The sequence below is a fragment of the Oceanisphaera pacifica genome (assembly GCF_017498065.1).
Taxonomy (GTDB): domain Bacteria; phylum Pseudomonadota; class Gammaproteobacteria; order Enterobacterales; family Aeromonadaceae; genus Oceanimonas; species Oceanimonas pacifica.
Map to the genome: position 1 here is coordinate 174,565 of NZ_JAGDFX010000006.1, position 26,047 is coordinate 200,611.

General features: G+C 48.7%; 22 protein-coding genes. 19 read left to right on the forward strand and 3 right to left on the reverse strand.

The window, feature by feature from the left end; translation table 11 throughout:
* Positions 1 to 37: 37 nt before the first annotated feature.
* The 11 genes from J3U76_RS06860 (at position 38) to J3U76_RS06910 (ending at position 10,982) form a co-directional block, all read left to right on the forward strand.
* Complete coding sequence (locus J3U76_RS06860) at positions 38 to 499, forward strand: type IV pilus modification PilV family protein (protein WP_208005182.1); 462 nt, start codon at positions 38 to 40, stop codon at positions 497 to 499.
* 812 nt (positions 500 to 1,311) lie between these two features.
* The gene (locus J3U76_RS06865; RefSeq protein ID WP_208005183.1) at positions 1,312 to 2,952 is read left to right on the forward strand and encodes an NAD+ synthase; all 1,641 of its coding nucleotides are present in this window, start codon (positions 1,312 to 1,314) and stop codon (positions 2,950 to 2,952) included.
* Between the two features lie 153 nt (positions 2,953 to 3,105).
* The gene (glnB, locus tag J3U76_RS06870) at positions 3,106 to 3,444 is read left to right on the forward strand and encodes a nitrogen regulatory protein P-II (RefSeq protein ID WP_208005184.1); all 339 of its coding nucleotides are present in this window, start codon (positions 3,106 to 3,108) and stop codon (positions 3,442 to 3,444) included.
* Between the two features lie 240 nt (positions 3,445 to 3,684).
* Positions 3,685 to 4,194: an S-ribosylhomocysteine lyase gene (gene luxS / locus J3U76_RS06875; protein ID WP_208005185.1), complete on the forward strand. Its 510-nt coding sequence runs from the start codon at positions 3,685 to 3,687 to the stop codon at positions 4,192 to 4,194.
* A 132-nt stretch (positions 4,195 to 4,326) separates the two neighbouring features.
* A complete protein-coding gene (gene rnr, locus J3U76_RS06880) occupies positions 4,327 to 6,672 on the forward strand; it encodes a ribonuclease R (protein ID WP_208005187.1) in 2,346 nt (781 codons plus the stop codon).
* An 87-nt stretch (positions 6,673 to 6,759) separates the two neighbouring features.
* Positions 6,760 to 7,494 carry a 23S rRNA (guanosine(2251)-2'-O)-methyltransferase RlmB gene (gene rlmB, locus J3U76_RS06885; RefSeq protein ID WP_208005189.1) on the forward strand — a complete coding sequence of 245 codons (735 nt, stop codon included), beginning with the start codon at positions 6,760 to 6,762 and terminating at the stop codon, positions 7,492 to 7,494.
* Between the two features lie 439 nt (positions 7,495 to 7,933).
* Positions 7,934 to 8,797, forward strand: a complete 864-nt coding sequence (locus J3U76_RS06890; RefSeq protein ID WP_208005191.1) for a DMT family transporter — start codon at positions 7,934 to 7,936, stop codon at positions 8,795 to 8,797.
* Between the two features lie 198 nt (positions 8,798 to 8,995).
* The gene (gene rpsF, locus J3U76_RS06895; RefSeq protein WP_208005193.1) at positions 8,996 to 9,406 is read left to right on the forward strand and encodes a 30S ribosomal protein S6; all 411 of its coding nucleotides are present in this window, start codon (positions 8,996 to 8,998) and stop codon (positions 9,404 to 9,406) included.
* Positions 9,407 to 9,433: 27 nt separating this feature from the next.
* Complete coding sequence (gene rpsR, locus J3U76_RS06900; RefSeq protein ID WP_071472440.1) at positions 9,434 to 9,661, forward strand: 30S ribosomal protein S18; 228 nt, start codon at positions 9,434 to 9,436, stop codon at positions 9,659 to 9,661.
* 38 nt (positions 9,662 to 9,699) lie between these two features.
* The gene (rplI, locus tag J3U76_RS06905; protein WP_208005198.1) at positions 9,700 to 10,149 is read left to right on the forward strand and encodes a 50S ribosomal protein L9; all 450 of its coding nucleotides are present in this window, start codon (positions 9,700 to 9,702) and stop codon (positions 10,147 to 10,149) included.
* Positions 10,150 to 10,244: 95 nt separating this feature from the next.
* The gene (locus J3U76_RS06910; RefSeq protein WP_208005199.1) at positions 10,245 to 10,982 is read left to right on the forward strand and encodes a ferredoxin--NADP reductase; all 738 of its coding nucleotides are present in this window, start codon (positions 10,245 to 10,247) and stop codon (positions 10,980 to 10,982) included.
* Between the two features lie 84 nt (positions 10,983 to 11,066).
* On the opposite strand, the gene J3U76_RS06915 is transcribed toward J3U76_RS06910, so the two are convergent.
* Positions 11,067 to 11,234, reverse strand: coding sequence for a hypothetical protein (locus J3U76_RS06915; protein WP_208005200.1), 168 nt, complete (start codon positions 11,232 to 11,234; stop codon positions 11,067 to 11,069).
* A 221-nt stretch (positions 11,235 to 11,455) separates the two neighbouring features.
* On the opposite strand from J3U76_RS06915, the gene J3U76_RS06920 reads away from it, so the two are divergent.
* The 5 genes from J3U76_RS06920 to J3U76_RS06940 all read left to right on the forward strand — a co-directional run bounded on the left by J3U76_RS06920 (position 11,456) and on the right by J3U76_RS06940 (position 18,289).
* Entirely contained in the window at positions 11,456 to 12,388 is a 933-nt protein-coding gene (locus J3U76_RS06920) for an NADP-dependent oxidoreductase (protein WP_208005201.1), read from the forward strand.
* Between the two features lie 22 nt (positions 12,389 to 12,410).
* Positions 12,411 to 15,227, forward strand: coding sequence for a M16 family metallopeptidase (locus J3U76_RS06925; protein ID WP_208005202.1), 2,817 nt, complete (start codon positions 12,411 to 12,413; stop codon positions 15,225 to 15,227).
* Positions 15,228 to 15,287: 60 nt separating this feature from the next.
* Positions 15,288 to 16,877, forward strand: coding sequence for a glutamate--cysteine ligase (gshA, locus tag J3U76_RS06930; protein ID WP_208005203.1), 1,590 nt, complete (start codon positions 15,288 to 15,290; stop codon positions 16,875 to 16,877).
* 375 nt (positions 16,878 to 17,252) lie between these two features.
* Positions 17,253 to 17,417: a C1orf53 family protein gene (locus J3U76_RS14710; RefSeq protein WP_208005204.1), complete on the forward strand. Its 165-nt coding sequence runs from the start codon at positions 17,253 to 17,255 to the stop codon at positions 17,415 to 17,417.
* A gap of 116 nt (positions 17,418 to 17,533) precedes the next feature.
* Positions 17,534 to 18,289, forward strand: a complete 756-nt coding sequence (locus J3U76_RS06940; RefSeq protein ID WP_208005205.1) for an ABC transporter substrate-binding protein — start codon at positions 17,534 to 17,536, stop codon at positions 18,287 to 18,289.
* A gap of 99 nt (positions 18,290 to 18,388) precedes the next feature.
* Here the strand turns inward: J3U76_RS06940 and J3U76_RS06945 are convergent, their stop codons facing one another.
* Positions 18,389 to 19,135 carry an outer membrane protein assembly factor BamD gene (locus tag J3U76_RS06945; protein ID WP_208005207.1) on the reverse strand — a complete coding sequence of 249 codons (747 nt, stop codon included), beginning with the start codon at positions 19,133 to 19,135 and terminating at the stop codon, positions 18,389 to 18,391.
* Between the two features lie 112 nt (positions 19,136 to 19,247).
* On the opposite strand from J3U76_RS06945, the gene rluD reads away from it, so the two are divergent.
* The 3 genes from rluD to clpB all read left to right on the forward strand — a co-directional run bounded on the left by rluD (position 19,248) and on the right by clpB (position 24,258).
* Complete coding sequence (gene rluD, locus J3U76_RS06950) at positions 19,248 to 20,228, forward strand: 23S rRNA pseudouridine(1911/1915/1917) synthase RluD (protein ID WP_208005209.1); 981 nt, start codon at positions 19,248 to 19,250, stop codon at positions 20,226 to 20,228.
* A 294-nt stretch (positions 20,229 to 20,522) separates the two neighbouring features.
* A complete protein-coding gene (pgeF, locus tag J3U76_RS06955; protein WP_208005216.1) occupies positions 20,523 to 21,260 on the forward strand; it encodes a peptidoglycan editing factor PgeF in 738 nt (245 codons plus the stop codon).
* A gap of 424 nt (positions 21,261 to 21,684) precedes the next feature.
* Complete coding sequence (gene clpB / locus J3U76_RS06960; RefSeq protein WP_208005217.1) at positions 21,685 to 24,258, forward strand: ATP-dependent chaperone ClpB; 2,574 nt, start codon at positions 21,685 to 21,687, stop codon at positions 24,256 to 24,258.
* Positions 24,259 to 24,377: 119 nt separating this feature from the next.
* On the opposite strand, the gene J3U76_RS06965 is transcribed toward clpB, so the two are convergent.
* Positions 24,378 to 25,577 carry an NnrS family protein gene (locus tag J3U76_RS06965; protein ID WP_208005218.1) on the reverse strand — a complete coding sequence of 400 codons (1,200 nt, stop codon included), beginning with the start codon at positions 25,575 to 25,577 and terminating at the stop codon, positions 24,378 to 24,380.
* Positions 25,578 to 26,047 lie beyond the last annotated feature (470 nt).

Sequence of the window (26,047 nt, forward strand, 5' to 3'; positions counted from 1 at the left end):
GCTTAAAGCTGACAGCTATCTTCCTCAGGGGTAGGGTATGAAACAACAAAGTGGGTTTGGTTTAATTGAGGTGATGGTCGCTTTTGTGATCTTGGCCCTAACTGCGGGTTCTTTATTACAGCTGAGCAAACAATATTTATCATACAGCCGAGACGGGCGCGCTCAAGAAGTGGCATTGCGCTTGGTGGAGTCTAAATTAGACGAGCTCAGGCATCAGCAGCTAAGCCTTGGATATAATAATGTGGTGTCTGGCAGTGATACGAGCAGGTTGATGGATATAGACTTCACTGTGACATGGACGGTAGAGGCGAAAGCATGGAATGCCGCACAAGGTCAGTGGTTAGCGTCTGCCAGTGGCGTCAGCAATAAAAAAGACGTAAAAGTGTCTCTCTCTTGGCAAGACAGTCAGGGAGTATTAAATACCATGGCGTTGGAGTCCGCCATCACCCCCATTACTCCCCTCTACGCCGGCCCCTTTGGCGAACGCTATCCCTTGTAATGCCCTTCGGGCAGCGGTAAGCCGTCAGCCTGTCACTTAGTCACATCTTTTTGTTGATGTTTGAGTGGAAGTCAGGCAGAGCGCACTGCTCCGCTCGACTCGTCGCTGGGATAGCCACCTTCGCTGGGTAACGGCTACAAATATTCACAGGATATTTGGTCCATTACCCAGCAAAGGTACACGGCAGCAAGCTGCCCCATACGGGCTCCGCCGCGACATCTGACCGCCAAGGATGGCGGGAATGCAGAAATGGCAGGAGCATTTTTCTGCCCTGGCGCGGAGGGTCGACGAAGCAGACACCCTCTGCCTTCCCATTTGCACCTGAGCTGCCTGAAGGTGTAGGCGAACGCTTGCTCTCGCATTGGGCCGCAGGCGCAAATTAGCTTCTTTTGGGAAATGGCTTGATTTTAACCATTCGCTCAAGGGTATCGGTAATCGATACCAATAGGCGACACCGAGGTGTGGCCGGATAAAGGGATCTACTCCACCGACCATCACATAACAGGGATGTTATGTGTTTGAGCGCCACATGGACGTGCTTGCAGCGTGTCGGTGGAGTAGACCCTTTGTTCGGCAGTTATGCAGGCCGAGCCGACTACATCATGCACCTTGTTTTTATTTATAATGCAAGCAGAAGATGTGATGAAGTCACAGGCCGTCAGCTGTAAGTTAAAAGACAACTATGCCTTCAATCTTCATGGATTTAGGCTTTGATGTTTTGTTTAGCTCGGCGCGGTAATTTCCCTTTCCTCTAGCTGTTATTGCTAATTTTTAATAGTATGCAAGTATCACCGTTTTAAGCGAATGCATTCATGTCCTCACAGCAACCCTTAACCTTAACGTTAGCGCTGGCCCAATTAAACCCAACGGTTGGCGCCATAGAAGCCAACACCCACACTATGCTTAGCGCCTTAGCCGATGCCGAACACCAAGGTGCCGAGCTGGTGTTATTTCCGGAACTGGCCATTACCGGCTATTCTCCTGAAGACTTATTACACCGTGACGATTTGCACCAGCGAGTAGAGAGTGCGCTGGCGCAACTCGCTGCGGCCAGTGCCAACACTGCAGTTGTAGTAGGGCACCCGTGGCGAGAAGCTGGGGGGTGCTATAATGCGGCCTCTTTTTACTATCAGGGTGAATTGCGAGGGCGCTATTTTAAACATGCCTTGCCTAACGGTAGCGTGTTTGATGAGCCACGCTACTTTAGCGCGGGTGAACAGGCCTGTGTACTTGAGTTTAAAGGCCATCAGTTAGGGCTGTTAATTTGTGAAGACGTGTGGCACGCGGGCCCAGCTGCCAAGGCTAAGGCGGCTGGCGCTGAATTATTACTGTGTTTGAATGCCTCGCCTTATCATCAAGAGGTGGTTGAGCTGCGAAAGCAACAACTGGTTCAGCGCTGTCGTGAAACTGAATTGCCACTGGTTTATGTGAATCAGGTGGGCGGGCAAGATGAACTCGTGTTTGATGGCCGCTCTATGGTGTTTAACGCTCAAGGTGACATTACACACAGTGCCATTGCCTTTGAGTGTGCGCTTGATTTGGTCGAGTTTAAGCAGGCAGTTCCCCAGCTAGGCACTATTACTGAGCCGTTAGCGCCGTTGGCCGATTTGTATCAATCGTTGGTATTAGCGACTCGGGATTATGTGAATAAAAATGGCTTTAATGGCGCTGTGCTAGGCTTGTCGGGAGGCATAGATTCAGCACTGGCGGTCGCTATTGCGGTTGATGCACTTGGCAAAGACAAGGTTCAGGCGGTGATGATGCCGTTTCGTTATACCGCCTCCATTAGCGTGGCAGATGCGGAAGAAGAAGCTCAGCTGCTGGGTATTGAATATAATAGCGTCTCAATCGAACCTATGTTTGATGCCTTTATGGGGCAGCTAAACCCTTTGTTTGGTGAAGAAGCCCCTCAGGCGGGAGACACCACAGAAGAAAACTTGCAAGCTCGAGCTCGGGGCGTGTTACTGATGGCGTTGTCGAATAAGCGTCGTCGCCTAGTATTAACCACCGGCAATAAAAGTGAGCTGGCGGTGGGATATTGCACCTTATATGGCGATATGGTTGGCGGCTTTGCGCCATTAAAAGACGTGTCTAAAACCTTGGTGTTTGCGTTATCGCGTTATCGTAATACCGTCAGTTATGTGATCCCGCAGCGGGTGATTGAGCGTCCGCCGTCAGCTGAATTAGCACCAGATCAACTCGATCAAGATAATCTGCCGCCTTATGATGTGCTAGATAAGATACTTGAAGCCTATGTTGAGCAAGATAAAAGTCTGAGTGACTTATTGGCGTTAGGCTTTAATGAAGCCGATGTACGCCGGGTAATCAAATTGGTGGATATTAATGAATATAAGCGCCGCCAAGGTGCCTTAGGCCCACGGGTAACAAGGCGCAACTTTGGCAAAGACAGACGTTACCCTGTGACCTCAGGTTTTGGAAAAATAAACTGGTGAGGGCCCTTCGGGCAGCGGTAAGCGATCAGCCGTCAGTTTAATGGCCAAGCGCGTTGGCTTGGCTGTATTTATGGGGGGCTCTGGTTCCCTTACGCTTAACCCCTCACCCCTAACTGGGCTGCGCTTTCACCATTACACATATAAGGATTTACTGTGAAGAAAATTGAAGCCATTATTAAGCCGTTTAAACTGGATGACGTACGCGAAGCCTTGGCTGAGCGGGGTATTACTGGTATGACAGTGTCTGAGGTGAAAGGCTTTGGCCGTCAAAAAGGTCACACCGAGTTATACCGTGGTGCCGAATACATGGTAGATTTTTTGCCTAAGGTGAAAATTGAAATCGTGGTGCAAGGTGATTTAGTGGAGTCTTGTATTGAGGCTATTGAAATGACGGCGCGCACCGGCAAAATTGGCGACGGTAAAATATTTGTATTTGATGTGGGGCAGGTGATCCGTATTCGTACTGGTGAACAAAACGAAGATGCGGTTTAAAAGACAGCTGTCAGCCGTCAGCTGTCAGGTAAGTACCAAGATCAGGCCAATGCCTGCTAACTAGAGCTAGGCGGTGAGCTTAACAAAAAGAGGCTTGCTCTGAGTGTATGGCGTAAAGTGGGTAAATCGACACTTATCGAGCATCAATTGCCTTTTAAACGCCTTTATTGTTGAATTACCTTGGCCATTACCCTTTTCTTTGTCACAATCTCTAAGACATCTAAATAGAGGAATAACCCAATGCCATTGTTAGACAGTTTTACCGTTGATCATACCCGTATGGAAGCACCGGCGGTGCGAGTAGCCAAAACCATGGCCACCCCTAACGACGATACCATCACTGTATTTGATTTACGCTTCTGTCTGCCTAACCAAGAAATATTGTCAGAAAAAGGCATTCACACCTTAGAGCACCTGTTTGCAGGCTTTATGCGTGACCACCTCAACAGCGATGGCATAGAGATTATTGACCTATCACCCATGGGGTGTCGTACCGGCTTTTATATGAGCCTTATTGGGGCACCTAACGAGCAGCAGGTGGCAGATGCTTGGCAAAGCGCGATGCAAGATGTGCTTAAAGTAGAGAGCCAGTCGCAGATCCCCGAGCTAAATGAATATCAATGTGGCACTTTTGTCATGCACTCGTTAGATGAAGCCAAAGCCATTGCGCGTAATATTGTGGAACGTGGCATAGGCGTGAACAGCAACCAGGCGCTGGCGCTGCCAGAAGAGATGCTTAAATCTCTGTAATGCAATGCCGCTTCCTGTTGTGACAAAAGCGCCCGGTTTAAGCAAGCACTGGCTTAACCGGGCGCTTTGTCACTTGTTATTCTTATACTTTAGATACTCTTTCCTTATTTCAGTGCGCAAATGGACTACTTTATGTCAGAACAACAAGATCCTTTCCTCAAGCGGGAAGCAGAAAAATACGAAAATCCAATTCCAAGCCGCGAATATATTCTGGAATTAATCAAAACCAAGCAAAACCCTATCTCGCGTGATGAAATATTTGATGAATTAAAGCTAGACGGCGAAGAGCAAGAAGAAGCACTACGCCGCCGACTGCGCGCCATGGAGCGCGATGGACAATTAGTGTTCACGCGCAATAAAAGCTACGCCTTGCCAGAAAAAATGAACCTGATTAAAGGGCGTGTTATTGGCCACCGTGAAGGCTTTGGTTTTTTACGCCCCGAAGATGGCGGCGACGATCTCTTCTTATCACAGCGCGAAATGGACGCCCTTATGCATGGCGACCAAGCTTTAGTGCAGCCGCTGCGCTTTGACTCAAGAGGGCGCCGCGAAGCGCGCGTCGTTCGGGTGTTAGAGTCCCGTGACCTTGAAGTTGTGGGGCGCTATTTTGTAGAAAATGGCGTGAGTTATGTGGTACCAGATGACAGCCGCATCGCTCAAGATATTTTGATCCCTCAAGGTGAAACCCAAGGCGCACGCATGGGGCAGGTGGTGGTTATCCATATTACCCAGCGCCCTACCAAACGTATGACAGGCGTTGGTAAAGTGGTGGAAGTGCTAGGTGAAACCATGGATCCGGGCATGGAAATTGAAATTGCTCTGCGCACCCATGGTATTCCCCATGTTTGGCCAGAAGAAGTGAAGCAAGAAACCAGCTCACTGACTGAAGAAGTACCAGAAGAGGCCAAAGCAGGTCGCCGTGATTTACGTGACTTGCCGCTAGTGACCATAGATGGTGAAGATGCGCGTGATTTTGATGATGCGGTGCATTGTCAGGCTAATCCCGACGGTGGCTGGCACTTATGGGTGGCCATTGCCGATGTGTCTTACTATGTACGCCCGGGTACGGCGTTAGACAACGAAGCCTATTTGCGCAGTAACTCTGTGTACTTCCCCGCACAAGTGATCCCCATGTTGCCTGAAGTGCTGTCTAATGGCTTATGTTCGCTTAACCCACAGGTTGATCGCTTATGTATGGTGGCCGAGATGAATATCTCAGCCAGCGGTAAGTTATTGGATGCTGAGTTTTATGAAGCAGTAATGAGCTCTCATGCACGCTTAACCTACACCAAAGTGGCTGCCATTATTGATGGTGATGAAGGCCTGCGCGAGCGTTATGCCCCGCTAGTTTCGCACTTAGAAGTGCTAAATAGCATGTACCATGCGATGAAGTCGGCTCGTCATCAGCGCGGTGCGGTTGAGTTTGAAAGCGATGAAACGCAATTTATCTTTAATGCCCAGCGTAAAATAGAAAGCATAGTGCCAGTGGTGCGCAACGATGCCCATAAGATCATCGAAGAGTGTATGATTGCCGCCAACGTTGCTGCCGCGCGCTTTATTGAGAAGCAAGAGGCTCACGCCTTGTTCCGCGTGCACGAGAAGCCAGGCGATGAAAAGTTAGTGGGCTTTCGCAGCTTCTTAGCAGAGCTAGGCCTAGAGCTTAAAGGCGGTGAAGAGCCTGAGCCATCAGATTACGCCTTATTGGCCGAGCAAATTAAAGACAGACCCGATGCCGGTTTAATTCAAACCATGTTGCTACGCTCCATGAAGCAGGCCGTTTATCAGGCTGAAAACAATGGTCACTTTGGTTTGGCGCTTAACTCATACGGGCACTTTACCTCACCAATTCGCCGCTACCCCGACCTTATTATGCACAGAGCCATTAAGGCACAACTTTGCAAAATAGCCGGCACGGGTAAAAGTAAAACCGGCGGTGTGCCTTACACCCTAGAAGAAGTGGCTCCTATGGGAGAGCACTGCTCGCAAAACGAGCGCCGCGCCGATGATGCCACCCGTGATGTTGCCGATTGGCTCAAGTGCGAGTACATGCTGGATCATGTAGGTAATGAGTTTTATGGCACCATTGCCAATGTGACCGGTTTTGGTTTCTTTGTCCGCCTTGATGACATTAACATTGACGGCTTGGTCCATATTTCTAGCTTACAAAATGATTACTATCAGTTTGATGCGGCACGCCAAACTCTAATTGGCGAGAACTTCCGCCGTCGCTACCGTTTAGGCGATAAGATCAGAGTGAAGGTGATGGCGGTGAACCTTGATGACAGTAAAATTGACTTTGAAACCGTTGAAGAAGCCCTGCCAGCTGGTGCTAAAAGCGGTAAAGGAGCCAAAAACCTGAAATCACGCCAGCGCGCTAAGCCGAAAAGAAAAAACAAGCCTAAAGGCGCTAAAGGCTCTGACAACAAAGGCGATAACAAAGGTGACAATAAGCCCAAAGGGGCTAAAAAGCCGCATTAATGGTTAGTTAATAATAAAGGGGTTAGTGGCTAGGGATTGCTCTCTAACTGCTAGCCCCATTTTTTCTTCTGTATATTGAGACACCTTATGAGCAATGAACTCATTTTTGGCATTCACGCCCTAGATTCACTCTTAGAAACCCATCCCGAAAAAATACTGGAAGTCTGGTTACTAAAAGGCCGAGATGATGAGCGCTTAAACGCTCTGCAAGCCCGTTTATTAAATGTGGGGATAAAGGCGCAATTAGCCAGTCGCTCGGCCTTAGATAACAAAGCCAAGGGCGGCCAGCACCAAGGTGTGGTGGCCAAGGTACAGGCGGCGCCTATTTTAAATGAAACCGACTTAGCCAAACTACTTGATGAGCAAGCCACGCCATTATTATTGGTATTGGATGGCGTCACCGACCCTCATAATTTGGGTGCGTGTTTACGCACCGCCGATGCGGCAGGGGTGCAGGGGGTGATTGTTCCTAAAGATAACTCGGCAGGCTTAACGCCCATTGTGCGTAAAGTAGCCAGTGGCGCCGCCGAAACAGTACCGTTATTTCAAGTGACCAACTTGGCGCGCACGTTACGTGCGCTACAAGAGCGAAATATATGGGTAGTGGGCACAGCAGGAGAGGCCGATCATAGCCTGTATCAGTCTACCTTTAGCGGTGCCTTAGCATTGGTGATGGGCGCCGAGGGCAAAGGAATGCGCCGCTTAACGCGTGAGCATTGCGATGAGTTAATTCGCATCCCTATGGCGGGCTCTGTATCTAGCTTAAACGTATCCGTTGCCACCGGTGTCTGCCTGTTTGAAATGATCCGTCAGCGCGGATAAGGGGGACGAAAACAAGCGCCCAGCGCCCGGCTCCAAGCGCCAAGAAGAGCTAAACCTAGACAAACGCCCAGCGTAAGGGCAGTTAAACCTGACAGCTTACCGCTGATAGCTGACGGCTTTCCGAAGGGGTTGGGTCATTGCGAGGAGCGTAGCGACGCGGCAATCCACTGCACAAACGGCTGCATGCTTACGCCAAACAAACCTGTGTGCTTTTTTGACGTACAGCGTACAGCTATCTTTTGTAGGGTCGAATTTATTCGACCAAGACTCATCACTTGGTCTCAACCTTTGCAGGGCGCTTACCGTGGGTAAAATATTTGTACAAAATCGGTCCAATGAATTGGACCCTACGCTAAAATAGGTGCCCCACAAAGTTCGAGTCGGTGTCCGTTGTTAGCTGGGCGCCGCATTCCCTACCCATCATGATCAGGAAATAAACATGCAACAATTAATGGCTCGGGTGGCGGCAGATCGACAGATGTTGGCCATTTTATTACTGGTGCTCGGTAATTTAATGATCTCAGTGGGCGATGTATTGGTGAAGTTACTGGGGGACACCACAGTCACTCCTTATCAATATGTGGCACTGCGCTTTTTGTTGACCAGCTTATTGTTATTACCATTTTGGTTACGGCTTCCTCGTGCCAAAAAAGGCATAGCAGAGTGGAAAATACACCTAGTGCGCGGGCACTTGTTACTGATTGGTTCGGCGTGTGTGTTTATTAGCCTAATCTATTTGCCGCTGGCCACGGCCAATGCCGTGTTTTATGCCTCGCCCTTACTGACACTGCCACTGGCGGTACTGCTTAGCAAAGAGCAAGTGCGCTTACCCGCTTATGGGGTAAGTTTACTGGGGTTTGTCGGAATTTTAATTGTGCTAAATCCCGCCCAGTGGCATTGGGCGGGGTGGGTTGCGTTATTAACCGCCTTTACCATGGCTGCCAGTAATGTACTGGTGCGCCGCTTACCCCAAGGGCGGTCTGTGTTGGCCACTTTGTTTTTAACACAGGCATTGGCCTTACCCATCAGCTTTGCTTTAGCGCTGCCTACCTGGCAGCCATTAACTCAGGAGTTATGGCTGTTGCTAGCGGGGGCGACACTGGTAGGCATTGTATATCAGGGAGTCTGTATTTTGGCGTATGCCATGGCCGATGCCAGTAAAATAGCCGCCAGTGAATACTCAGGCCTGATATTTGTCACTATTATGGGCATGGTATTATTCAGCGAGTTTCCCGCTTTTAATGTCTACCTAGGCGCTGCTGTAGTGATAGTCGCGATCGGTTTACAACGTAAGCTGCGTTAAAGAAAGCTATCAGCCGTTAGCCGTCAGCTGTCAGATAAGTACCGTCTTTAACTGAAAGCTGATCGCTTAAAGCTTTCCTTTAAGGTGTTTATGTTTTATAATCCGCCACCTTAAAATCAGTCGTTGTACTTATAAGTTCCTTGCCTCCGATGGTCTGACTGAACCCGCGCAGAGGCTATAACCCGTAAGGAGCAATCCATGCGTCATTATGAAATCGTATTTATGGTTCACCCTGATCAGAGTGAACAAGTTCCAGGCATGATTGAGCGTTATACCGCTGCAATCACTACTTCTGGTGGCCAAGTTCACCGTTTAGAAGACTGGGGCCGTCGTCAGTTGGCTTACCCGATTAACAAGCTGCACAAAGCACACTACGTTCTAATGAACGTAGAAGCTGGTCAAGCTGTTATCGATGAGCTGGAAGACAACTTCCGCTTCAACGATGCTGTGCTGCGTAACATGATTATGCGCACTAAGCAGGCCGTCACCGAGCCTTCTGAAATGGCAAAAGCCAAAGAAGAACGCGCACCACGTCGTGACGACGCTCCTCGCGCAGAAGCTGCTCCACGTGCAGAAGCTGCACCTAGCGCAGACACTGCTGCTGAGTAATCCACGTTTTAGCTAAGGAAGATAATCATGGCACGTTTTTTTCGTCGTCGTAAATTTTGTCGTTTCACCGCTGACGGTGTAACTGAGATTGATTACAAAGACATCGCAACCCTGAAGAACTATGTTACCGAGTCCGGTAAAATTGTACCTAGCCGTATCACTGGTACCCGCGCTAAATATCAGCGTCAGTTGGCTCGTGCAATCAAGCGCGCTCGTTACCTGGCTCTGCTGCCTTATACCGATCTGCATAAGTAAGCAGCGGCCTAACTCGTTCACTTTTTTGAGGAAAGGTAATGCAAGTTATTCTACTTGATAAAATCGCCAAATTAGGCGGCCTGGGCGACCAGGTAACCGTAAAAGCCGGTTATGCTCGTAACTTTTTGTTGCCACAAGGCAAAGCCGTATTAGCAACAAAAGATAACGTAGCCACTTTTGAAGCGCGCCGCGCTGAATTAGAAGCTAAGTTAAACGAACAGTTGGCAGCCGCTCAAGGGCGCGCTGACCAGTTATCTGGTTTAGCAAGCGTAGAAATCGCTTCTAAGTCTGGTGACGAAGGCAAATTGTTCGGCTCTATTGGTGCTCGTGACATTGCTGACGCTATTACTGCAGCAGGTGTTGACGTTGCTAAGAGCGAAGTTCGTTTAACCGACGGCGTTTTACGTAACGTTGGCGAGTATGAAGTAGGTGTGCAGCTGCACGCTGACGTTCAAGCAACCGTGACTATTGCGGTTGTTGCTATCTAATTTAGATTGCTCGTTAAAGAAAACCCGCGCTTGTCGCGGGTTTTTTATTGTCTGCAATAAGGCTACAGTAGGATAAATCTTACGGAGGTATAGCAATGGCAGATTGGGTTACGGGTAAAGTGAAAAGCCGAACGCAGTGGTCGGATACGCTATTTTCTTTGGTAGTGGATGCCGAGGTTGCGCCTTTTAAAGCCGGGCAGTTTACTAAACTGGCGTGGCATAGCGAGCATCATAAAGTATCGCGGGCGTATTCTTATGTGAATGCTCCGGGTGAAGATAGCGAATTTTATGTTGTTAACATACCTGAAGGTCAACTTACGCCGCACTTGGCAGAGCTGCAAGTGGGGGATGAGCTATTAGTTGAACGCTCAGCGGCAGGCTTTTTAACGCTAGATGAAGTACCAGCAGGGCGAGATTTATGGCTAATGGCCACCGGCACCGGTATTGGCCCATTTATTTCTATGTTAGCTGAGGGAAGTTGCTGGCAGCAGTTTACCAATATCATACTAGTGCACGGTGTTCGCCTAGGTGAAGAGCTTGCCTATCAAGCGCGCATTCGCGAGTTAACTCAAGATCAACCGAACTTTCAGTATATTCCCTTTGTCTCAAGAGAGGCTCACGCTACTGCCGAGCCTGGGCGCATTACTCATGCCATTGCCAACGGCAAGCTTGAGCAAAAAGCGCAGTTGGCTTTTACGGCTGAGCACAGCCGTGTGCTTTTGTGCGGCAATCCGCAAATGGTGCGCGACAGCTTAAATGAGCTAAAAGAAAAAGGCCTAAAAAAGCACCTAAGACGCAAAGCCGGGCAAATTTTAATGGAAAATTATTGGTGAAAAATAGCTATCAGCTTTAAGCCGTCAGCTTTCAGCTTTCAGCTTTCAGCTTTAAGCCGTCAGCTTCCGGCTTCCAGCTGTGGCTTAGCGCGTGACGTAGATCATTAGGCTTAAAAAGGCGGCCAGTCCCCAACCTAGCCCCATGATCCAATAAAACACCCGTGCGCCCTGTTTAATGGGAATTTGGTGGTAACGTAAAAATAAATACCAAAATAAAGCCGGTAGCAAAGGTAATAAAAACAGTCGGGACATGATAATCAGCCTCTACTTAGGATGGTAAAATAAAGCGAATCTAGATGATGGACAAACCATAGCGTATTTAATGCCCGGCCAACAGCACGACACGCAAGACGCATTATGCTTCATAAGCAATTGGGTCCATACTGTAGCATGCTAAGCCTATATAGCGGCTTGGCGTGCGATAAGGTTGCGAGCGGAGTGCTCGCTTATTGTAAAGCGATAAGGAGTATCAAATGAAACACTTGGTAATTAAGGCGTTTGGTGATGCGGATCAGTTGGTATTAACTGAATCAACAGTGAACGCTCTGGCCAGTAATGAAGTGCGTATTAAGGTTGAGTACGCAGGTGTGAACCCCGTTGATGCCAAAACCCGCGCCGGTTTAGGCTGGGGAGCCGAGGCCATTAAAGATCAGTTACCCTGGACCCCAGGCCTTGAAGTGATGGGCATAGTAGAAGAAACGGGGTCTGAGGTCAGCATTCACCATGCAGGTGATCGCGTGTGCGGCTTATTGGCTGGGGGCGGCTATAGCGAAGTGGTGGTGGCACCGGCGAATGCCTTGCTACGGGTGCCCAGAGCCGTTAGCAATGAGATGGCCGCCGGTGTTTCTTTAGCGGGCATTACCGCATTACAAGCTCTAACCGAGCACGGCTGCTTGCTAGCTAACGAGCGTGTACTTATTTCTGCCGCTGCCGGTGGTGTTGGGCATTTAGCCGTACAATTAGCCAAAGATATAGGTGCGAGCGTGGTGGCGTTAGCCTCCCCCAATAACCATGAATTTTTACGTGGGCTAGAGGCTGATGAAGTGATTGATTATCAAGATGAAGCGCAATTAGCAGCCCTAGCTCCCGCTGACTTATTGCTTGATTTGGTCGGGGGCGAGTCAGCTCTGGGACTATTATCGCACCTTAAGCCAAATGGTCGCGTGGTCACTGTCCCGACTATTACCGCCGAGCAAGTGGTTGCGGCGGCCAAAGCGGCAGGCTTAACCGCCACCGGCATGCTTAAACATAATGATACTCAACAGTTATCTTTGTTACTCGATGCGGTTGCCGAGCAGCGACTGCATGTAGAAGTGAGCCATGTGTATCCATTAGCCGAAGGGGCCAAGGCGCATCGCCAAGTGGAAACTGGCCACACCCGAGGTAAAATACTGCTTAAAAACTAAGCTGTTTATATAAGGAAACCCCATGAAGTTGAAGACTTGGTCTCTGTTACTCTTGCTGTGTCCGCCTTTAGTCAGCGCCGCCCCTACTTTAATTAAGCAAGTAGAGCGCGCACAAGACGGTTTAGTGATCCCCTATCAAGAGTATCAACTCGATAACGGCCTGACTTTGCTCCTTAATACCGATAAGTCAGATCCTGTGGTGCATGTTGAAATGACTTACCATGTAGGATCAGCGCGCGAAGAGCCAGAGCAAACTGGCTTTGCCCACTTCTTTGAGCACATGATGTTTCAAGGCTCTAAGCATGTGGGGGATCAAGAGCACTTTCGTTTGATCAACGAAGCCGGTGGCACCATGAACGGCTCCACCAACCGAGACCGCACCAACTACTACCAAACCGTGCCGGCTAACCACTTAGAAAAAGTACTCTGGTTAGAAGCGGATCGCATGGGGTTTTTATTAGAAGCCGTTAGCCAACATAAATTTGAAATTCAGCGCGACACCGTTAAAAACGAGCGCAGTCAACGCATTGATAACCAGCCCTATGGCCTAGTGGGTGAGCGCATGGGTGAGCTTCTCTATCCTCGTGACCATCCTTATAGCTGGCAGCCCATTGGCTATGTTGAAGACCTAGACAGGGTAAATGTTGAACATTTAAAAACCTTCTTTAAGCGCTGGTATGGCCCCAACAATGCCACTTTAGTGATCAGTGGTGATTTTGATACTCAGCAAACCCTTGCTTGGGTTGAAAAGTACTTTGCTTCTATTCCTGCCGGACCCGAGGTTAAATCAGCCACTCCTCAACCGGCTCAGCTCGACGACAACCGCTATCAAACCTTAGTGGACTCAGGTATTCGCATGCCGATGTTGTATATGTCATACCCGACTGTGTGGTTAGGCCATAAAGACGAAGCGGCATTAGATGTGCTGGCCAATGTACTGGGTGGAGGCAAAAGCTCACTTTTGTATCAAGAGCTAGTTGAAACCGGCAAGGCAGTGAGCGCCGGCGCCAGTCATTATTGTGCTGAGCTGGCTTGTACGCTTAGCGTATGGGCTTACAGCAACCCTTCTGAAGATGGCGCGCTGGCTCCTCTTAACCAAGAAATAAACCGCATTGTTACCGAGCTGGCAGAGCGGGGCATTAACGACGCTGATGTAGATAAAGCGGTGACCGAACTGCGTGCTAACCTTATTTTGGGGCTAGATAGCACCCAAGGTAAAGCGCGGCAATTAGCGCTAGGCAAGGTATTAAAAGATGATCCGCAGTTTGCTATTAATGCGTGGCGAGCGCTGGCAAAAACCACTCCTTCGCAGGTGACTAAGGTGTATCAGCAATATCTGCAAAACCAGCCTGCTGCAATATTAAGTGTGGTACCCAGTGGCAAGCAAGACTGGCAAGCAGCAAAGCCTAATTATGTTACGCCTAAGCGAGAATTACCGAGTGCCGATGAAAAAATAGTGGCCAGTTTGCCAGAGCGCCAAATACAAGATGATTTTGACCGTAGTGTGATGCCTAAGGCCGCATCGCCGGTGACCATTAAGGTGCCGCCGCTGTGGCAAGACACCCTTGGCAATAATATTCAGCTGCAAGGGATTGTTAATGATGAAATTCCGGCGGTCTCTATTATTATTGCCTTACCCGGGGGGCAACGCAGTGAGCAAGCTAAAAATATCGGCGTAGCCAACTTAACCGCAGCCATGATGAATCAGGGCACTGAGCGTTTAAGCTCGGGTGAGTTCAGTGAAGCTCTAGAGAAGTTGGGAGCCAGCATCAGTGTGAGTCAGGGCTTTTATACCAACCTTGTGAAAGTCACCACTCTCACTGAGACCTTAGCGCCCACGCTAGACTTGGTAGAAGAGCTGCTCTTTACCCCAGGTTTTCGTGAACAAGACTTTAAAAAAGTGAAAACGCGCACCTTAGAGTCAATGGCACAAAGCCGCCACCAACCTGCTTGGTTAGCGCAACAAGCCTTTCGCCAGTTAATGTACGGCCAAACGCGTATGGGGCTGCCAGATGAAGGGCAAGCAGAGCAAGTGGCTGCCATTACCCTTGACCAAGTGCGAGATTATTATAAGCAGTACTATAATCCCGCCAATGGCCATGTATTAATAGCCGGTGATCTTAGTGCCGCCCAAGCTAAAGCAGACTTTGCCTTTTTAACACAATGGCAGCAAGACGCGCCCAAAGTGCCCGCTGTTGAGGTGCAGCCTCAGCCTGCTAAGCCTGGCATTTATATAGTAGACATGCCTGATGCTGTACAGTCTGTGCTAAGAGTGGGGCAGCGCGCCTTGCCCAGAGACGCCACTGGGCCTTTCTTTTATGCCAACTTGATGAATTTTAATCTAGGTGGCAACTTTAACAGTCGCATTAACCAAAACTTACGAGAAGACAAAGGTTACACCTACGGCGCACACTCTTACTTTACCGGTAATCGTGATGCTGGGGTCTTTTTAGTGGCCACAGATGTGCGTGCAGATGTGACGGCTGAGGCGATTAAGAATATACTGCACGAGTTTACGCAGCTGCAAAAACAGGGCCCAACAGAGAAAGAGCTGGCGTATTTACGAAGCAGCTATTCGCAACAAGATGCGCTAGCCTACGAAACACTCAGTAATAAAGCCGGTTTTTTGCTGCAATTAGCCATGATGGATCTCTCACCAGATTACTTGGCAAAACAGCAAGATATTGTAAGTGAAGTGGAGGCAGGCACATTAACAAAGCTTGCCAAGCAATGGCTTGACCCTAGCGATATGGTTATTGTTGTGGTGGGAGATAAAGCCAAGCTTGAAAAGTCACTGTCTCAGCTCCATTTACCCCTATACGACTTTGCCCTTGAATAACGAGGCCAGACTGTCCGCTTACTAAGGTATTGAGCCATAAGCGGCAAAAGGTAACTAATAATGACAAATAGCACACTAACACTGGCCGAACGCATTCAAGCTTGGCACCAGCCTCAAAGTTTGCCTGCCATCAAGGGGATCCGTCGGGGTATTGAACGTGAAAGCTTGCGTATTCAACCCGATGGTCAATTGGCACAAACCGAGCATCCTGCCTCGTTAGGGGCGGCCATGACTCACAGTAATATCACCACCGACTTTTCAGAGTCACAAATGGAGTTTATTACCCCGGTCTCTGACTCTGTGGACATATTATTGGCGCAATTAGGCGATATTCACGGCTATGTGATGCGCCACCTCAATAACGAGCAGCTATGGCCACTGAGTATGCCCTGCTTACTCAAAGGCGGCGATGAGCATATTCCGCTTGCGCAATATGGGCGCTCAAATGTGGGGCGTATGAAAACCCTGTACCGCCAAGGGTTACACCACAGATACGGCAGCCGGATGCAGGTTATTTCGGGGGTGCACTTTAACTTTTCGATGCCCGACAGCTTTTGGAGTGAGTGGCACCGCCAAGAAGGCGGCGATACATTACTGCAAGACTTTGTCTCTGAACAGTACATGGGGTTAGCCCGTAATGTGTATCGTTTTGGCTGGCTTATTCCTTACCTATTTGGCGCCTCACCGGCGTTATGCGGTTCATTTTTAAATGGCACCAAGCATAACTTGCCGTTTGAGCGTTTAGGAAAAGGCACCCTGTATTTGCCTTATGCGACTTCACTGCGATTATCGGATTTAGGTTACACCAACAGTGCACAAGCGGATCTTCAGATCTCGCTCGACAGCTTAGCGCAGTATGTCACATCGTTGCGCAATGCGATTGGCACCCACGAGCCTGACTTTGCCAAAATTGGTGTTAAGGTAGAGGGCGAATATCGTCAGTTAAATGACAACGTGCTACAAATAGAAAATGAACTATATGCGCCGATCCGCCCCAAACGTACCGCAGACAGTGGCGAAAAACCCACAGATGCATTGAGCACACGAGGGGTCGAGTATATAGAGCTACGCTCTGTGGATGTGAACCCTTATGCTGCCGTTGGCATAGATGCTACCCAAGTGCGCTTGCTTGATACCTTTTTGCTGTGGTGTTTATTAACGCCATCAGCACCGCTAACCAACGCCGAAAACGCGCTTAATCGCCGTAACTTTAATAAAGTGGTACTAGAAGGGCGCAAACCCGGTCTTGAATTAGAGGTGTTTGGTGAGGAGTCCAGAACACTTAGCGACTTAGGTGAGCATTACTTTACTGAGCTAAAAGCAGTGGCAGATTTGCTCGACGCTTGCTGTGGCAAAGGCTGTTATGGCAAGGCCCATCAAGCCCACTTAGCTGCCATTAAAGATCCCGCTAAAACGCTGTCTGCCAAAGTACTCACAGAGCTTAAAGCCGCCGATCAAGACATACTGCCTTTTGGTTTAGCCTTATCGAAACGCTATCACGACCAATTATTAGCAGGCCGGCCCTTATATTGGGAAGACAGCTACTTTGATGAAGAAGGCTGCCGTTCGCTCGCGCGTCAACGCAAAATAGAGCAATCAGAAAGTGTCGACTTCGACACCTTCTTAAAAGATTACTTTGCGAAAACTTAAAACATAGCGCCCAGCGCCCGGCTCCAAGCGCCCAGTTAAAACATAAACCTATTTGCAACGGAAGAACACGGAAGCCACGGAAAAATAGAGATAAAATCTGAAAGGGATTTTTATTGGTAAAAGCTTAAGGGCAGTGTTGAGGGATTAGTGTTTAGTGACCATCATTAAGAACTGACCGCTTACCGTTGATAGCTGACGGCTTACCGAAGGGGTTGTGTCATTGCGAGGAGCGCAGCGACGCGGCAATCTAGGTTTGGGTGATCTTTTGTCGGTTGGCGCTTTAGCTGCCAGCCCCGTCTCAGCGGGTTTTGTTTGGTCTTTCTGGGCGTTTGGAGCTGGGCGCCGGGCGCTTAAATCTACTAACCAGAGCAATATATGAATCAAGAAACCCCGCCAGAACCCGCGCCTTTGCGTGAGCACGAAGACTATTACATCGAAAACGGCTTTTGGGTGTTCACAGCAAAATACCACCTAGCTCGCGGTTACTGCTGCGACAATGGCTGCCGACATTGTCCTTACTCATCACCGCAGAAAAGATAGCGGTGAGCTATCAGTCGTAAGCTTTCAGCTGTCAGATAACGGCAGAAAGACAAACGTAGTGTCTTCGTTACTTACAGCGTATAACGTACAGCGCCCCGCAGGACTTAGGAGCATAAATGCGCGTAGTTTGTATGGTGCCGTCTTGGACCGAAACTCTGATTGCTTGTGGCGTAAATGTAGTAGGGCGCACGCGTTATTGTATTCACCCTGCCGAGCAGGTTGCAGATATTGCGATTGTTGGCGGCACTAAAGACGTGCAGTGGGAAAAGGTTGAACCCTTAGCACCCGATCTCGTTATTTTCGATAAAGAAGAAAACACCCGTGATATGGCCGATAGCTGTCCGTATCCTTATTTTGCAACCCATGCTGAGTCGGTGCAGGATATGCCCCGCGTACTGCGTTTATTAGCACAGCAGTTAAATAGCAATGCTTTAATTGCACTGGCAGCGCGCTTTCAGCATGTGCTTAATAATCCAATCCCAATATCGCCCACGGCACTACCACTGCTGGCACACAAAGACGCAGCATCTGACTCAGTACTCACCGATGAGCGACCTTGGTTGTATCTAATTTGGCGCAAGCCTTATATGAGCATTGGCCGTCATACCTTTATTTATTCGGTATTCGAGCATTTAGGGTTTGCTGACAAGCTGATTGCCCTTGAGCCAAACTATCCCGACTTCAGCATCGAGGCCATACAAGAGCTGAACCCTATACTGTTGTGCTCCACCGAGCCTTACCCCTTTGCCAAACAGCTGGCGACCACCCAACAAGAACTGCAACTAGATGCCGTTCTTATCGACGGCGAACCCCTATGCTGGTACGGCATCCGCTGCCTACGCTTTCTTGAAATCGCGAGCAAAGCTGAATGATAGGTAGATGCTTCTGCCTTTGCCAGCTATGAAGTGCCAGTAATAAAAAAGCCCTGATAGCTCAGGGCTTTTAAGTATTAGTCAGTAAACAATTAGCGCTTAACCCGCAGAGAAGTTAGCTCGCAGCACGGCTTCGGCGTTGTTGGCCATTTCTGTTAATCCGAGGGTGTTATAGGCTTCAGCCATTACTTTTAGTGCTGGGCGCAGGGTGTCTGTGTCGGGATAGGATTGCACCACAAACTTGGCTCGATTAGCGGCGGCTAGCCAAGCGCCACGCTTCATATAAAAGTTAGCCACGGCCAAATCATATTTCGCTAAGCGATTTTTCAGACTCACCATACGAGCGCGGGCATCCGCCACATAGACACTATCTGGATATTGGCGTAATAATTGACGAAAATCGGCAAAGGCTTGGCGTGCGTAAGCGGGATCTCTATCGGTTCGGTCGATATTTAACAACTCTTGAAAGAAGTTATGATCCGTGGCCATATTCGTTAACCCGCGCATATATTGCGCATAATCCACACTTGGGTGATTAGGGTTTAAACGAATAAAGCGGTCGATATTGGCGAGCGCGCGTGCGGTATCGTCTTGTTTGTAATAAGCATAAATCAAATCAAGCTGCACCTGATTAGAATAAGCTCCAAACGGGTAGCGAGAGTCCATCGCTTCTAATAGCTCAGCAGCACGGATAAAATTACCGGCTTGTAGCTGAGTTTGTGCATCTTGATACAGTACTTCAGGTGGCTCATCTGGCACTTCATCTTTTTTAGTGCTAGAACAGCCTGTGGCGGCGAGTGCCAAGGCGAGAGTCAAAGGGAGCCATACGCTTCGTTTTTTAGCCATGTAAAGAGTCCATTTTTGCGATTTAAGCGCGAAGTTTGCCAAAACTGATTAACTCAGCGTCAAGAACAGCTAGAATACCCAATTAAACATCATTTGGTAACCAGTCTTCACTATGAGCCAGCAAATTGAATTAAACGGCACAGTTGCCGATCACCAGTTCGGTCAGCGTTTAGATCAGACATTGGCGGAAATGTTCCCTGATTATTCACGTACTCGTATAAAAACCTGGATTCAACAAGATCAAGTTCGTCTTGATGGAGAAATTGCCAACAAGCCACGCGCGAAAGTCGTGATGGGTCAGCAAGTGGTTATTCACGCCGAGTTAGAAGACGATGTACGTTTTGAACCCGAAAATATTCCGCTTAATATTGTGTATGAAGATGATGATATTATCGTCATCAACAAGCCTGCCGGTTTAGTGGTTCATCCAGGAGCCGGTACCCCAGGGGGCACACTGCTTAATGGATTATTGCATTATTGCCCAAGCATTGCCGAGGTACCTCGTGCGGGCATAGTACACCGATTAGATAAAGACACGACCGGCTTAATGGTCGTCGCTAAAACAATACCGGCACAAACCCATCTAGTGACGGCTTTGCAAGCTCGTGATATTACTCGAGAATACGAGGCGGTAGCCATTGGCCACATGACCTCGGGCGGTACGGTCGATGCCAATATTGGCCGCCACCCTACCCAGCGCATCTTAATGGCGGTAACCCCCTCAGGTAAACCCGCAGTCACGCATTATCGGGTGATGGAAAAATTTCGCGCACATACTCGATTGCGACTGCGTTTAGAAAGTGGCCGCACACATCAAATTCGCGTGCATATGTCACACTTGCAACATCCCTTAGTGGGGGATCCTACTTATGGCGGACGTCTTAAGCTCCCCCGTGGTGCTACGCCTGAGTTGCGAGACTTTTTACGTAATTTTAAGCGCCAAGCTTTACATGCGGTTATGTTGCGTTTAGCTCACCCAATAACCGGTGAAATAATGGAGTGGCAAGCGCCACTGCCTGATGACTTTGTTGAGTTGATTGAGCTGTTGCAAGCTGATACGGCAGGTAACCCTGACGATTTAGTGTGGACTTAAAGGCTCAAAACAGTGGTGAGTGATTAGTTACACCAGACCTAAACCCAACACCTTTTTGCAACGGAAGAATGCGAAACCCACGGAAAGATAGAGATAAAATCTGAAAGGGACTCTTAATGTGTCGAGTCTTAGCTTTTACCATTAAATATTATCTTTACTTTCCGTGCCTTCCGTGGCAGATAGGTTTAGGTTTTAATCGGGCGCTTGTTTTTGGTTTCACTAAACACTAATCCCTCACCACTGCCCTTAAGCTGAGCGCTTGCTTTCAGTTTTTAACGTTATGGAGTTGATGCGATGAGTGTTATCCAGCCTTGTTGGCCAGCCCCGGCCAATGTGCATTCGGCACAAACCACACGCTTGGGGGGCGTTAGTCAGCCTCCCTTTGCCAGCTTAAATTTGGGCACACATGTGGGGGATAACTTAACCGACGTAGCTGCAAACCGAGCGCGGCTTGCAGAGCGTTTGCGTTTATCCACGCCACCATTGTGGTTAGAGCAAGTACACGGCACGCGGGTGCTTACTTTACCTGATGAGTCTGGCAACCTTATTGCCGATGCGGTGGTTAGCCATACCTCAGAGCAGGTGTGCACTATTATGACGGCAGACTGTTTGCCGGTATTATTTTGCGACACCGCAGGCAGTGTGGTGGCCGCAGCCCATGCTGGCTGGCGCGGCTTGGCGGCGGGGGTGTTAGAGGCAACGTTAACAGCGATGCAAGTTGACGCCGCAGCTGTGATGGCATGGCTAGGGCCTGCTATTGGCCCGAGTGCGTTTGAGGTAGGGGGTGAAGTGCGTGCCGCCTTTATGGCAAATTCACCTCAGGCGGCCAATGCTTTTGTGGCACACGGCGATCCTAGTGCTGATAAATGGCTGGCGGATATTTATCAACTGGCGCGTTTAACACTTGGCAACGCCGGTGTAAGTCAAATTTACGGTGGTGAGTATTGTACTTATACCGACAGCGAGCGTTTTTTCTCTTACCGACGCGATCAACAAACCGGCCGCCAAGCCAGCCTTATTTGGCTGGAGTAAAGGCAGCGCCGAGCACCCCGCAAGCATAGCAGTACGCCTAACGCTGTACGCCGTACGTTAAAGAGCACACAGATTTGTTTTTTAGCTCGGCGCTCGGCGCTATGTTTTCGCCTCCCTCACATGCTTAGTTTTACTGCGTAAAACCGGCCAGCTAAAGCGGCCTCTACAGTCGTGTCGAGTCTTAGCTTTACCATCAAAAGCTCTTTTCAGATTTTATCACTATTTTTCCGTGGGTTTCGCGGGCTCCGTTGCGAGGAAGTCTTTAAGGTCTCTTTAACGCTCTATATTTAGCAGGGCGCTTGGTGCTGTAATTCATTTCCCCTCAAAGCTTGAAATTTCACCGTTTTGCCCCATTTATAATATCAGAGAAGATATATTTTAATCCCTCGCCAACATGTTGGCGACTTGTTGGAGGAAGACTCTGATGCGACTCGATCGTCTTACCAGTAAATTTCAATTGGCCCTGCAAGATGCCCAGTCAATGGCGGTAGGGCGTGATCATGCTTACATAGAGCCGGCGCACTTATTAGTAGCTATGCTCAATCAAGAAGGCGGCACTTTACGTCCTTTACTCACAACGTCAGGCGTAGATGGCAATACTTTGCGTGCTGAGTTAGATAAATCTCTCGATCGCTTACCCAAGGTCAGCGGCGGCGATATGGATGTGCAAGTTTCACCTGTGCTGGCGCGTTTGCTTAACCAGTGCGATAAGTTAGCGCAACAGCGTAAAGATGCTTATATTTCATCTGAGTTGTTTTTGCTGGCGGCGCTAGATGAAAAAGGCGAGCTAGGTGAGCTATTAAAACGTGCCGGTCTCACTAAAGATAAGCTGAGCGAGGCCATTGAAAATGTACGGGGTGGGCAAAAAGTAGATGATCCTAATGCGGAAGAAAATCGCCAAGCATTAGAGAAATACACCATAGATCTCACCGAACGCGCCGAGCAGGGCAAACTTGATCCCGTTATTGGTCGTGATGATGAAATACGCCGCACCATTCAAGTATTGCAAAGACGGACCAAAAATAACCCTGTGCTTATTGGGGCGCCTGGGGTGGGTAAAACTGCCATTGCTGAAGGTCTGGCCCAGCGAGTGATTAATAATGAAGTGCCAGAGGGCTTAAAAGGTAAGCGGGTATTATCCCTTGATATGGGAGCCTTAGTGGCAGGTGCTAAATATCGTGGTGAGTTTGAAGAGCGACTGAAAGCCCTGCTCAATGAACTGGCAAAAGAAGAAGGGCAGGTAATCTTATTTATTGATGAACTGCATACCATGGTGGGCGCCGGTAAAGGTGAAGGGGCCATGGATGCGGGTAATATGCTAAAACCTGCATTAGCGCGTGGCGAGCTGCATTGCGTGGGCGCCACTACGCTTGATGAATATCGCCAATATATTGAAAAAGATGCGGCACTTGAGCGACGCTTTCAAAAGGTGCTAATTAATGAGCCGACCGTTGAAGACACCATTGCTATTTTACGGGGCTTAAAAGAGCGCTACGAATTACATCACCATGTGCAAATTACCGACCCCGCCATAGTAGCGGCGGCGGTATTATCGCAGCGCTACATTGCTGATCGGCAGCTGCCAGATAAAGCCATTGATCTTATCGATGAGGCCGCCTCAAGTATTCGTTTACAAATTGACTCTAAACCAGAGCCATTAGATAAGTTGGACAGACGAATTATTCAGCTAAAGCTGGAAGAGCGGGCTTTATTAAAAGAAGACGATGAAGGCAGTTTAAAACGCTTGCAGTTGATTCGAGATGAACTGGCCGAGAAAGAAACGGAATACGCAGATTTAGAAGAAACCTGGCTGTCCGAAAAAGCGGCCATGGCAGGCACTCAGCATATTAAATCTGAGTTAGAGCAGGTACGGCGAGAGCTGGAAGTTGCCCGTCGAGCCAGTGACTTAGGTCGTATGTCTGAACTGCAATACGGGCGCATTCCTGAGCTAGAAAAGCAGCTAGATTTAGCCGGACAGGCCGAAATGCAAGAACAGCATTTGCTAAAAAATCGCGTTAGCGAAGAAGAAATAGCCGATGTGCTGGCGCGTTGGACCGGTATTCCCGTGGCTAAAATGCTTGAGGGCGAAAAAGACAAACTGTTGCGTATGGAAGAGAGCTTGCATACGCAGGTGATTGGCCAAAACGAAGCGGTAGAAGTGGTTTCGAATGCTATTCGACGTAGTCGTGCCGGCTTATCAGACCCTAACCGTCCGGTAGGCTCCTTCTTATTTATGGGCCCGACCGGTGTCGGTAAAACCGAGCTCTGTAAAGCCTTGGCTGATTTTCTGTTCGACAGTCGTGATGCCATGGTGCGTATTGATATGTCGGAATTTATGGAGAAACATTCAGTATCCCGTTTGGTGGGGGCACCTCCGGGTTACGTGGGTTACGAAGAGGGTGGTTATTTAACTGAAGCGGTACGTCGTAAACCCTATTCGGTTATCTTGCTTGATGAAGTTGAAAAAGCGCATCCTGATGTATTTAATATCTTGTTGCAGGTATTGGATGACGGTCGCCTGACCGACGGCCAGGGCCGTACCGTGGATTTTCGTAATGCGGTGGTGATTATGACCTCGAATATTGGCTCAGATTTGATCCAAGAGCATAATCAAGAAAAAGCCTATAGCGAAATGAAAGACATGTTAATGGGAGTACTGGGTCAGCACTTTAGGCCTGAGTTTATTAACCGAATCGATGACATAGTGGTATTTCATCCGTTAGCCTCAGAGCAGATAAAGTCTATCGCTCGTATTCAGTTGCAAAGTCTAATAACACGACTAGCAGATAAAGAGTATGAGGTGACGGTTACTGATGCTTTATTAGATAAGGTAACGAATATTGGTTTTGATCCATTATTTGGCGCCCGACCTTTAAAGCGTGCTATTCAGCAAGAAATTGAAAACCCACTGGCGCAAGGTATTTTGTCTGGCAAAGTAGTACCGGGCAAACCCCTAGTACTCGACACCAACGACAACGGACTTATTTTTAAGCAGTAACTTAGCACCAAGCGCCCGGCGCCAAGCACCCAGCTACAGATAAGCCAAAGCTAAAACAAAAAGCACCGAGCCTAAAGGCTCGGTGCTTTTTCTGTGTAACTTATAGCTTACAGCTGTCTTTACCCCGGATGCCCGTCTGCTCTAGGCTGGGAAAGTATCGGCCAATATACCCAACAGAAGAGCCCGTAAGCGGCAATCCAGAATGTTGCACTTATATGATAAGCCTGCATAGTCATGCTGGGCGCTATCATAGGTAATAAGCTGCGTGTGACTGCCGCCAATATAATGAAGACAAAGGCCACCACAATGGTGCGGGTAATTTCTAACTTACGACCTGAATGACCTAAAGATACGCGGGCAATCATTCCCAGCACTACTGCCCCTAAGGCGCCTGCGGTTAACCAATGGCTGGCTAAAGAAATACTAATGCCAATATTAAGTAAGGCGGCTGCCAAGCCCAATAAACCTAGTGGTATAAATAAATACCCCAGATACAAGATCCACAGCAAAGGGGCACCCGTGGTAACTTGGTAATTCCAACGAGCCAAACGCACTAGATGTGCAATACCACTAACTAACAGTAATAAGGCAAGCAAGGAATTAGCAAAGGGTGACCGTGGTAGGAGTAACCAGGTGAATGCTGACAACCAAATTGACACTAAGCTGAGTTTTTCTAACCAGACTAATGGCGTAATCTTGGGGGTATTAGTGGCGCGAGCAGTAAAGAAAGGAAACACTCGGCCACCCATCACGGTAATTAAGGCGCTAATCGCTAATACGGTTGTAATAAAGACCCGCTCGCTCAACAGCCATTGACCACTGACAACCGCGTAATAGCTCAAGGCATTCAGTAAGGTCAAAAATACAAACAAAGGCACAAAGAATAAGTTGCGCCACTGCTTTGTCTTAAAGATAGGGCGAGCCAACATACCCGCTACAATTGGCAACCAAAGTAAATCCATTGCTATCACCAACCCATTGAGCTCACCGTGCAAGGGCATTAATAACCGAGGTAATAGCCAGAGCCCAGCAACAATGGCTAAGGGCCAACTTTTTATGCCGGGCACCCCAGTCCAGTTTTGCATCGCCGTGGTTACAAACCCCGCTATAATCGCTAGCGCAAAACCAAACAACATTTCATGGGCATGCCACCAAATCGGATTACTAACCCCAGGCAGGGCATCAACGCCAGATAAGGTTAAGATCCACAGCAACATGGCAGCCGCTGAAAAAAGCGCGCCACCCAAAAAGAACACCCGAAACCCTAGTCGAAACAAAGGCCATATCTTGTTCTCTACGTTAGTATCCAGTATTTGCATCGCTCGCACCTTTATTGGTATTTAATATGCACATTATACGAAGTCAGGATAAAAACAAACCTTTACCCGTCGGGTAGCCGTCAGCTATCAGCTTTAGCGGTCAGCACACACCTCTTTTAGCCTACCGCTGATAGCTGAAGGCTCAAAGCTTCCCAAAGGGAGCTGTGTTTCTTTAGCGTATGACGTATAGCGGTCAGCGTATGGCTTTCTATTAGCTTGGCGCCGGGCGCTAGGCGCTGTGTTTTGTGCATAACTCTGTACATAAGTTGTGTTTTTGCTGGGTGTTTGACCTGTCAGTCATCAAATGCATATTTTTGTCACTTTAGGGGTTGCGCTTAAACGGGGCTTCCCTATAATGCGCATCCACTGACACGGGGCAAGTCGCTCACGGTCACAAGGGTTTAAGAGAACAAAAAACAAGTTCAAATAAACACTTGACGAACACTACGGAATGCGTAGAATACGCCTTC

Excerpts from the sequence above, each read along its gene's own strand:
- luxS (WP_208005185.1), top strand. The coding sequence starts at position 3,685 with ATGCCATTGTTAGACAGTTTTACCGTTGATCATACCCGTATGGAAGCA.
- rpsR (WP_071472440.1), top strand. The coding sequence starts at position 9,434 with ATGGCACGTTTTTTTCGTCGTCGTAAATTTTGTCGTTTCACCGCTGAC.
- gshA (WP_208005203.1), top strand. The coding sequence starts at position 15,288 with ATGACAAATAGCACACTAACACTGGCCGAACGCATTCAAGCTTGGCAC.
- J3U76_RS06890 (WP_208005191.1), top strand. The coding sequence starts at position 7,934 with ATGCAACAATTAATGGCTCGGGTGGCGGCAGATCGACAGATGTTGGCC.
- rnr (WP_208005187.1), top strand. The coding sequence starts at position 4,327 with ATGTCAGAACAACAAGATCCTTTCCTCAAGCGGGAAGCAGAAAAATAC.
- clpB (WP_208005217.1), top strand. The coding sequence starts at position 21,685 with ATGCGACTCGATCGTCTTACCAGTAAATTTCAATTGGCCCTGCAAGAT.
- J3U76_RS06860 (WP_208005182.1), top strand. The coding sequence starts at position 38 with ATGAAACAACAAAGTGGGTTTGGTTTAATTGAGGTGATGGTCGCTTTT.
- J3U76_RS06925 (WP_208005202.1), top strand. The coding sequence starts at position 12,411 with ATGAAGTTGAAGACTTGGTCTCTGTTACTCTTGCTGTGTCCGCCTTTA.
- rluD (WP_208005209.1), top strand. The coding sequence starts at position 19,248 with ATGAGCCAGCAAATTGAATTAAACGGCACAGTTGCCGATCACCAGTTC.
- rpsF (WP_208005193.1), top strand. The coding sequence starts at position 8,996 with ATGCGTCATTATGAAATCGTATTTATGGTTCACCCTGATCAGAGTGAA.
- pgeF (WP_208005216.1), top strand. The coding sequence starts at position 20,523 with ATGAGTGTTATCCAGCCTTGTTGGCCAGCCCCGGCCAATGTGCATTCG.
- J3U76_RS14710 (WP_208005204.1), top strand. The coding sequence starts at position 17,253 with ATGAATCAAGAAACCCCGCCAGAACCCGCGCCTTTGCGTGAGCACGAA.
- J3U76_RS06915 (WP_208005200.1), bottom strand. The coding sequence starts at position 11,234 with ATGTCCCGACTGTTTTTATTACCTTTGCTACCGGCTTTATTTTGGTAT.
- J3U76_RS06965 (WP_208005218.1), bottom strand. The coding sequence starts at position 25,577 with ATGCAAATACTGGATACTAACGTAGAGAACAAGATATGGCCTTTGTTT.
- J3U76_RS06940 (WP_208005205.1), top strand. The coding sequence starts at position 17,534 with ATGCGCGTAGTTTGTATGGTGCCGTCTTGGACCGAAACTCTGATTGCT.
- J3U76_RS06920 (WP_208005201.1), top strand. The coding sequence starts at position 11,456 with ATGAAACACTTGGTAATTAAGGCGTTTGGTGATGCGGATCAGTTGGTA.
- rplI (WP_208005198.1), top strand. The coding sequence starts at position 9,700 with ATGCAAGTTATTCTACTTGATAAAATCGCCAAATTAGGCGGCCTGGGC.
- J3U76_RS06945 (WP_208005207.1), bottom strand. The coding sequence starts at position 19,135 with ATGGCTAAAAAACGAAGCGTATGGCTCCCTTTGACTCTCGCCTTGGCA.
- J3U76_RS06865 (WP_208005183.1), top strand. The coding sequence starts at position 1,312 with ATGTCCTCACAGCAACCCTTAACCTTAACGTTAGCGCTGGCCCAATTA.
- J3U76_RS06910 (WP_208005199.1), top strand. The coding sequence starts at position 10,245 with ATGGCAGATTGGGTTACGGGTAAAGTGAAAAGCCGAACGCAGTGGTCG.
- rlmB (WP_208005189.1), top strand. The coding sequence starts at position 6,760 with ATGAGCAATGAACTCATTTTTGGCATTCACGCCCTAGATTCACTCTTA.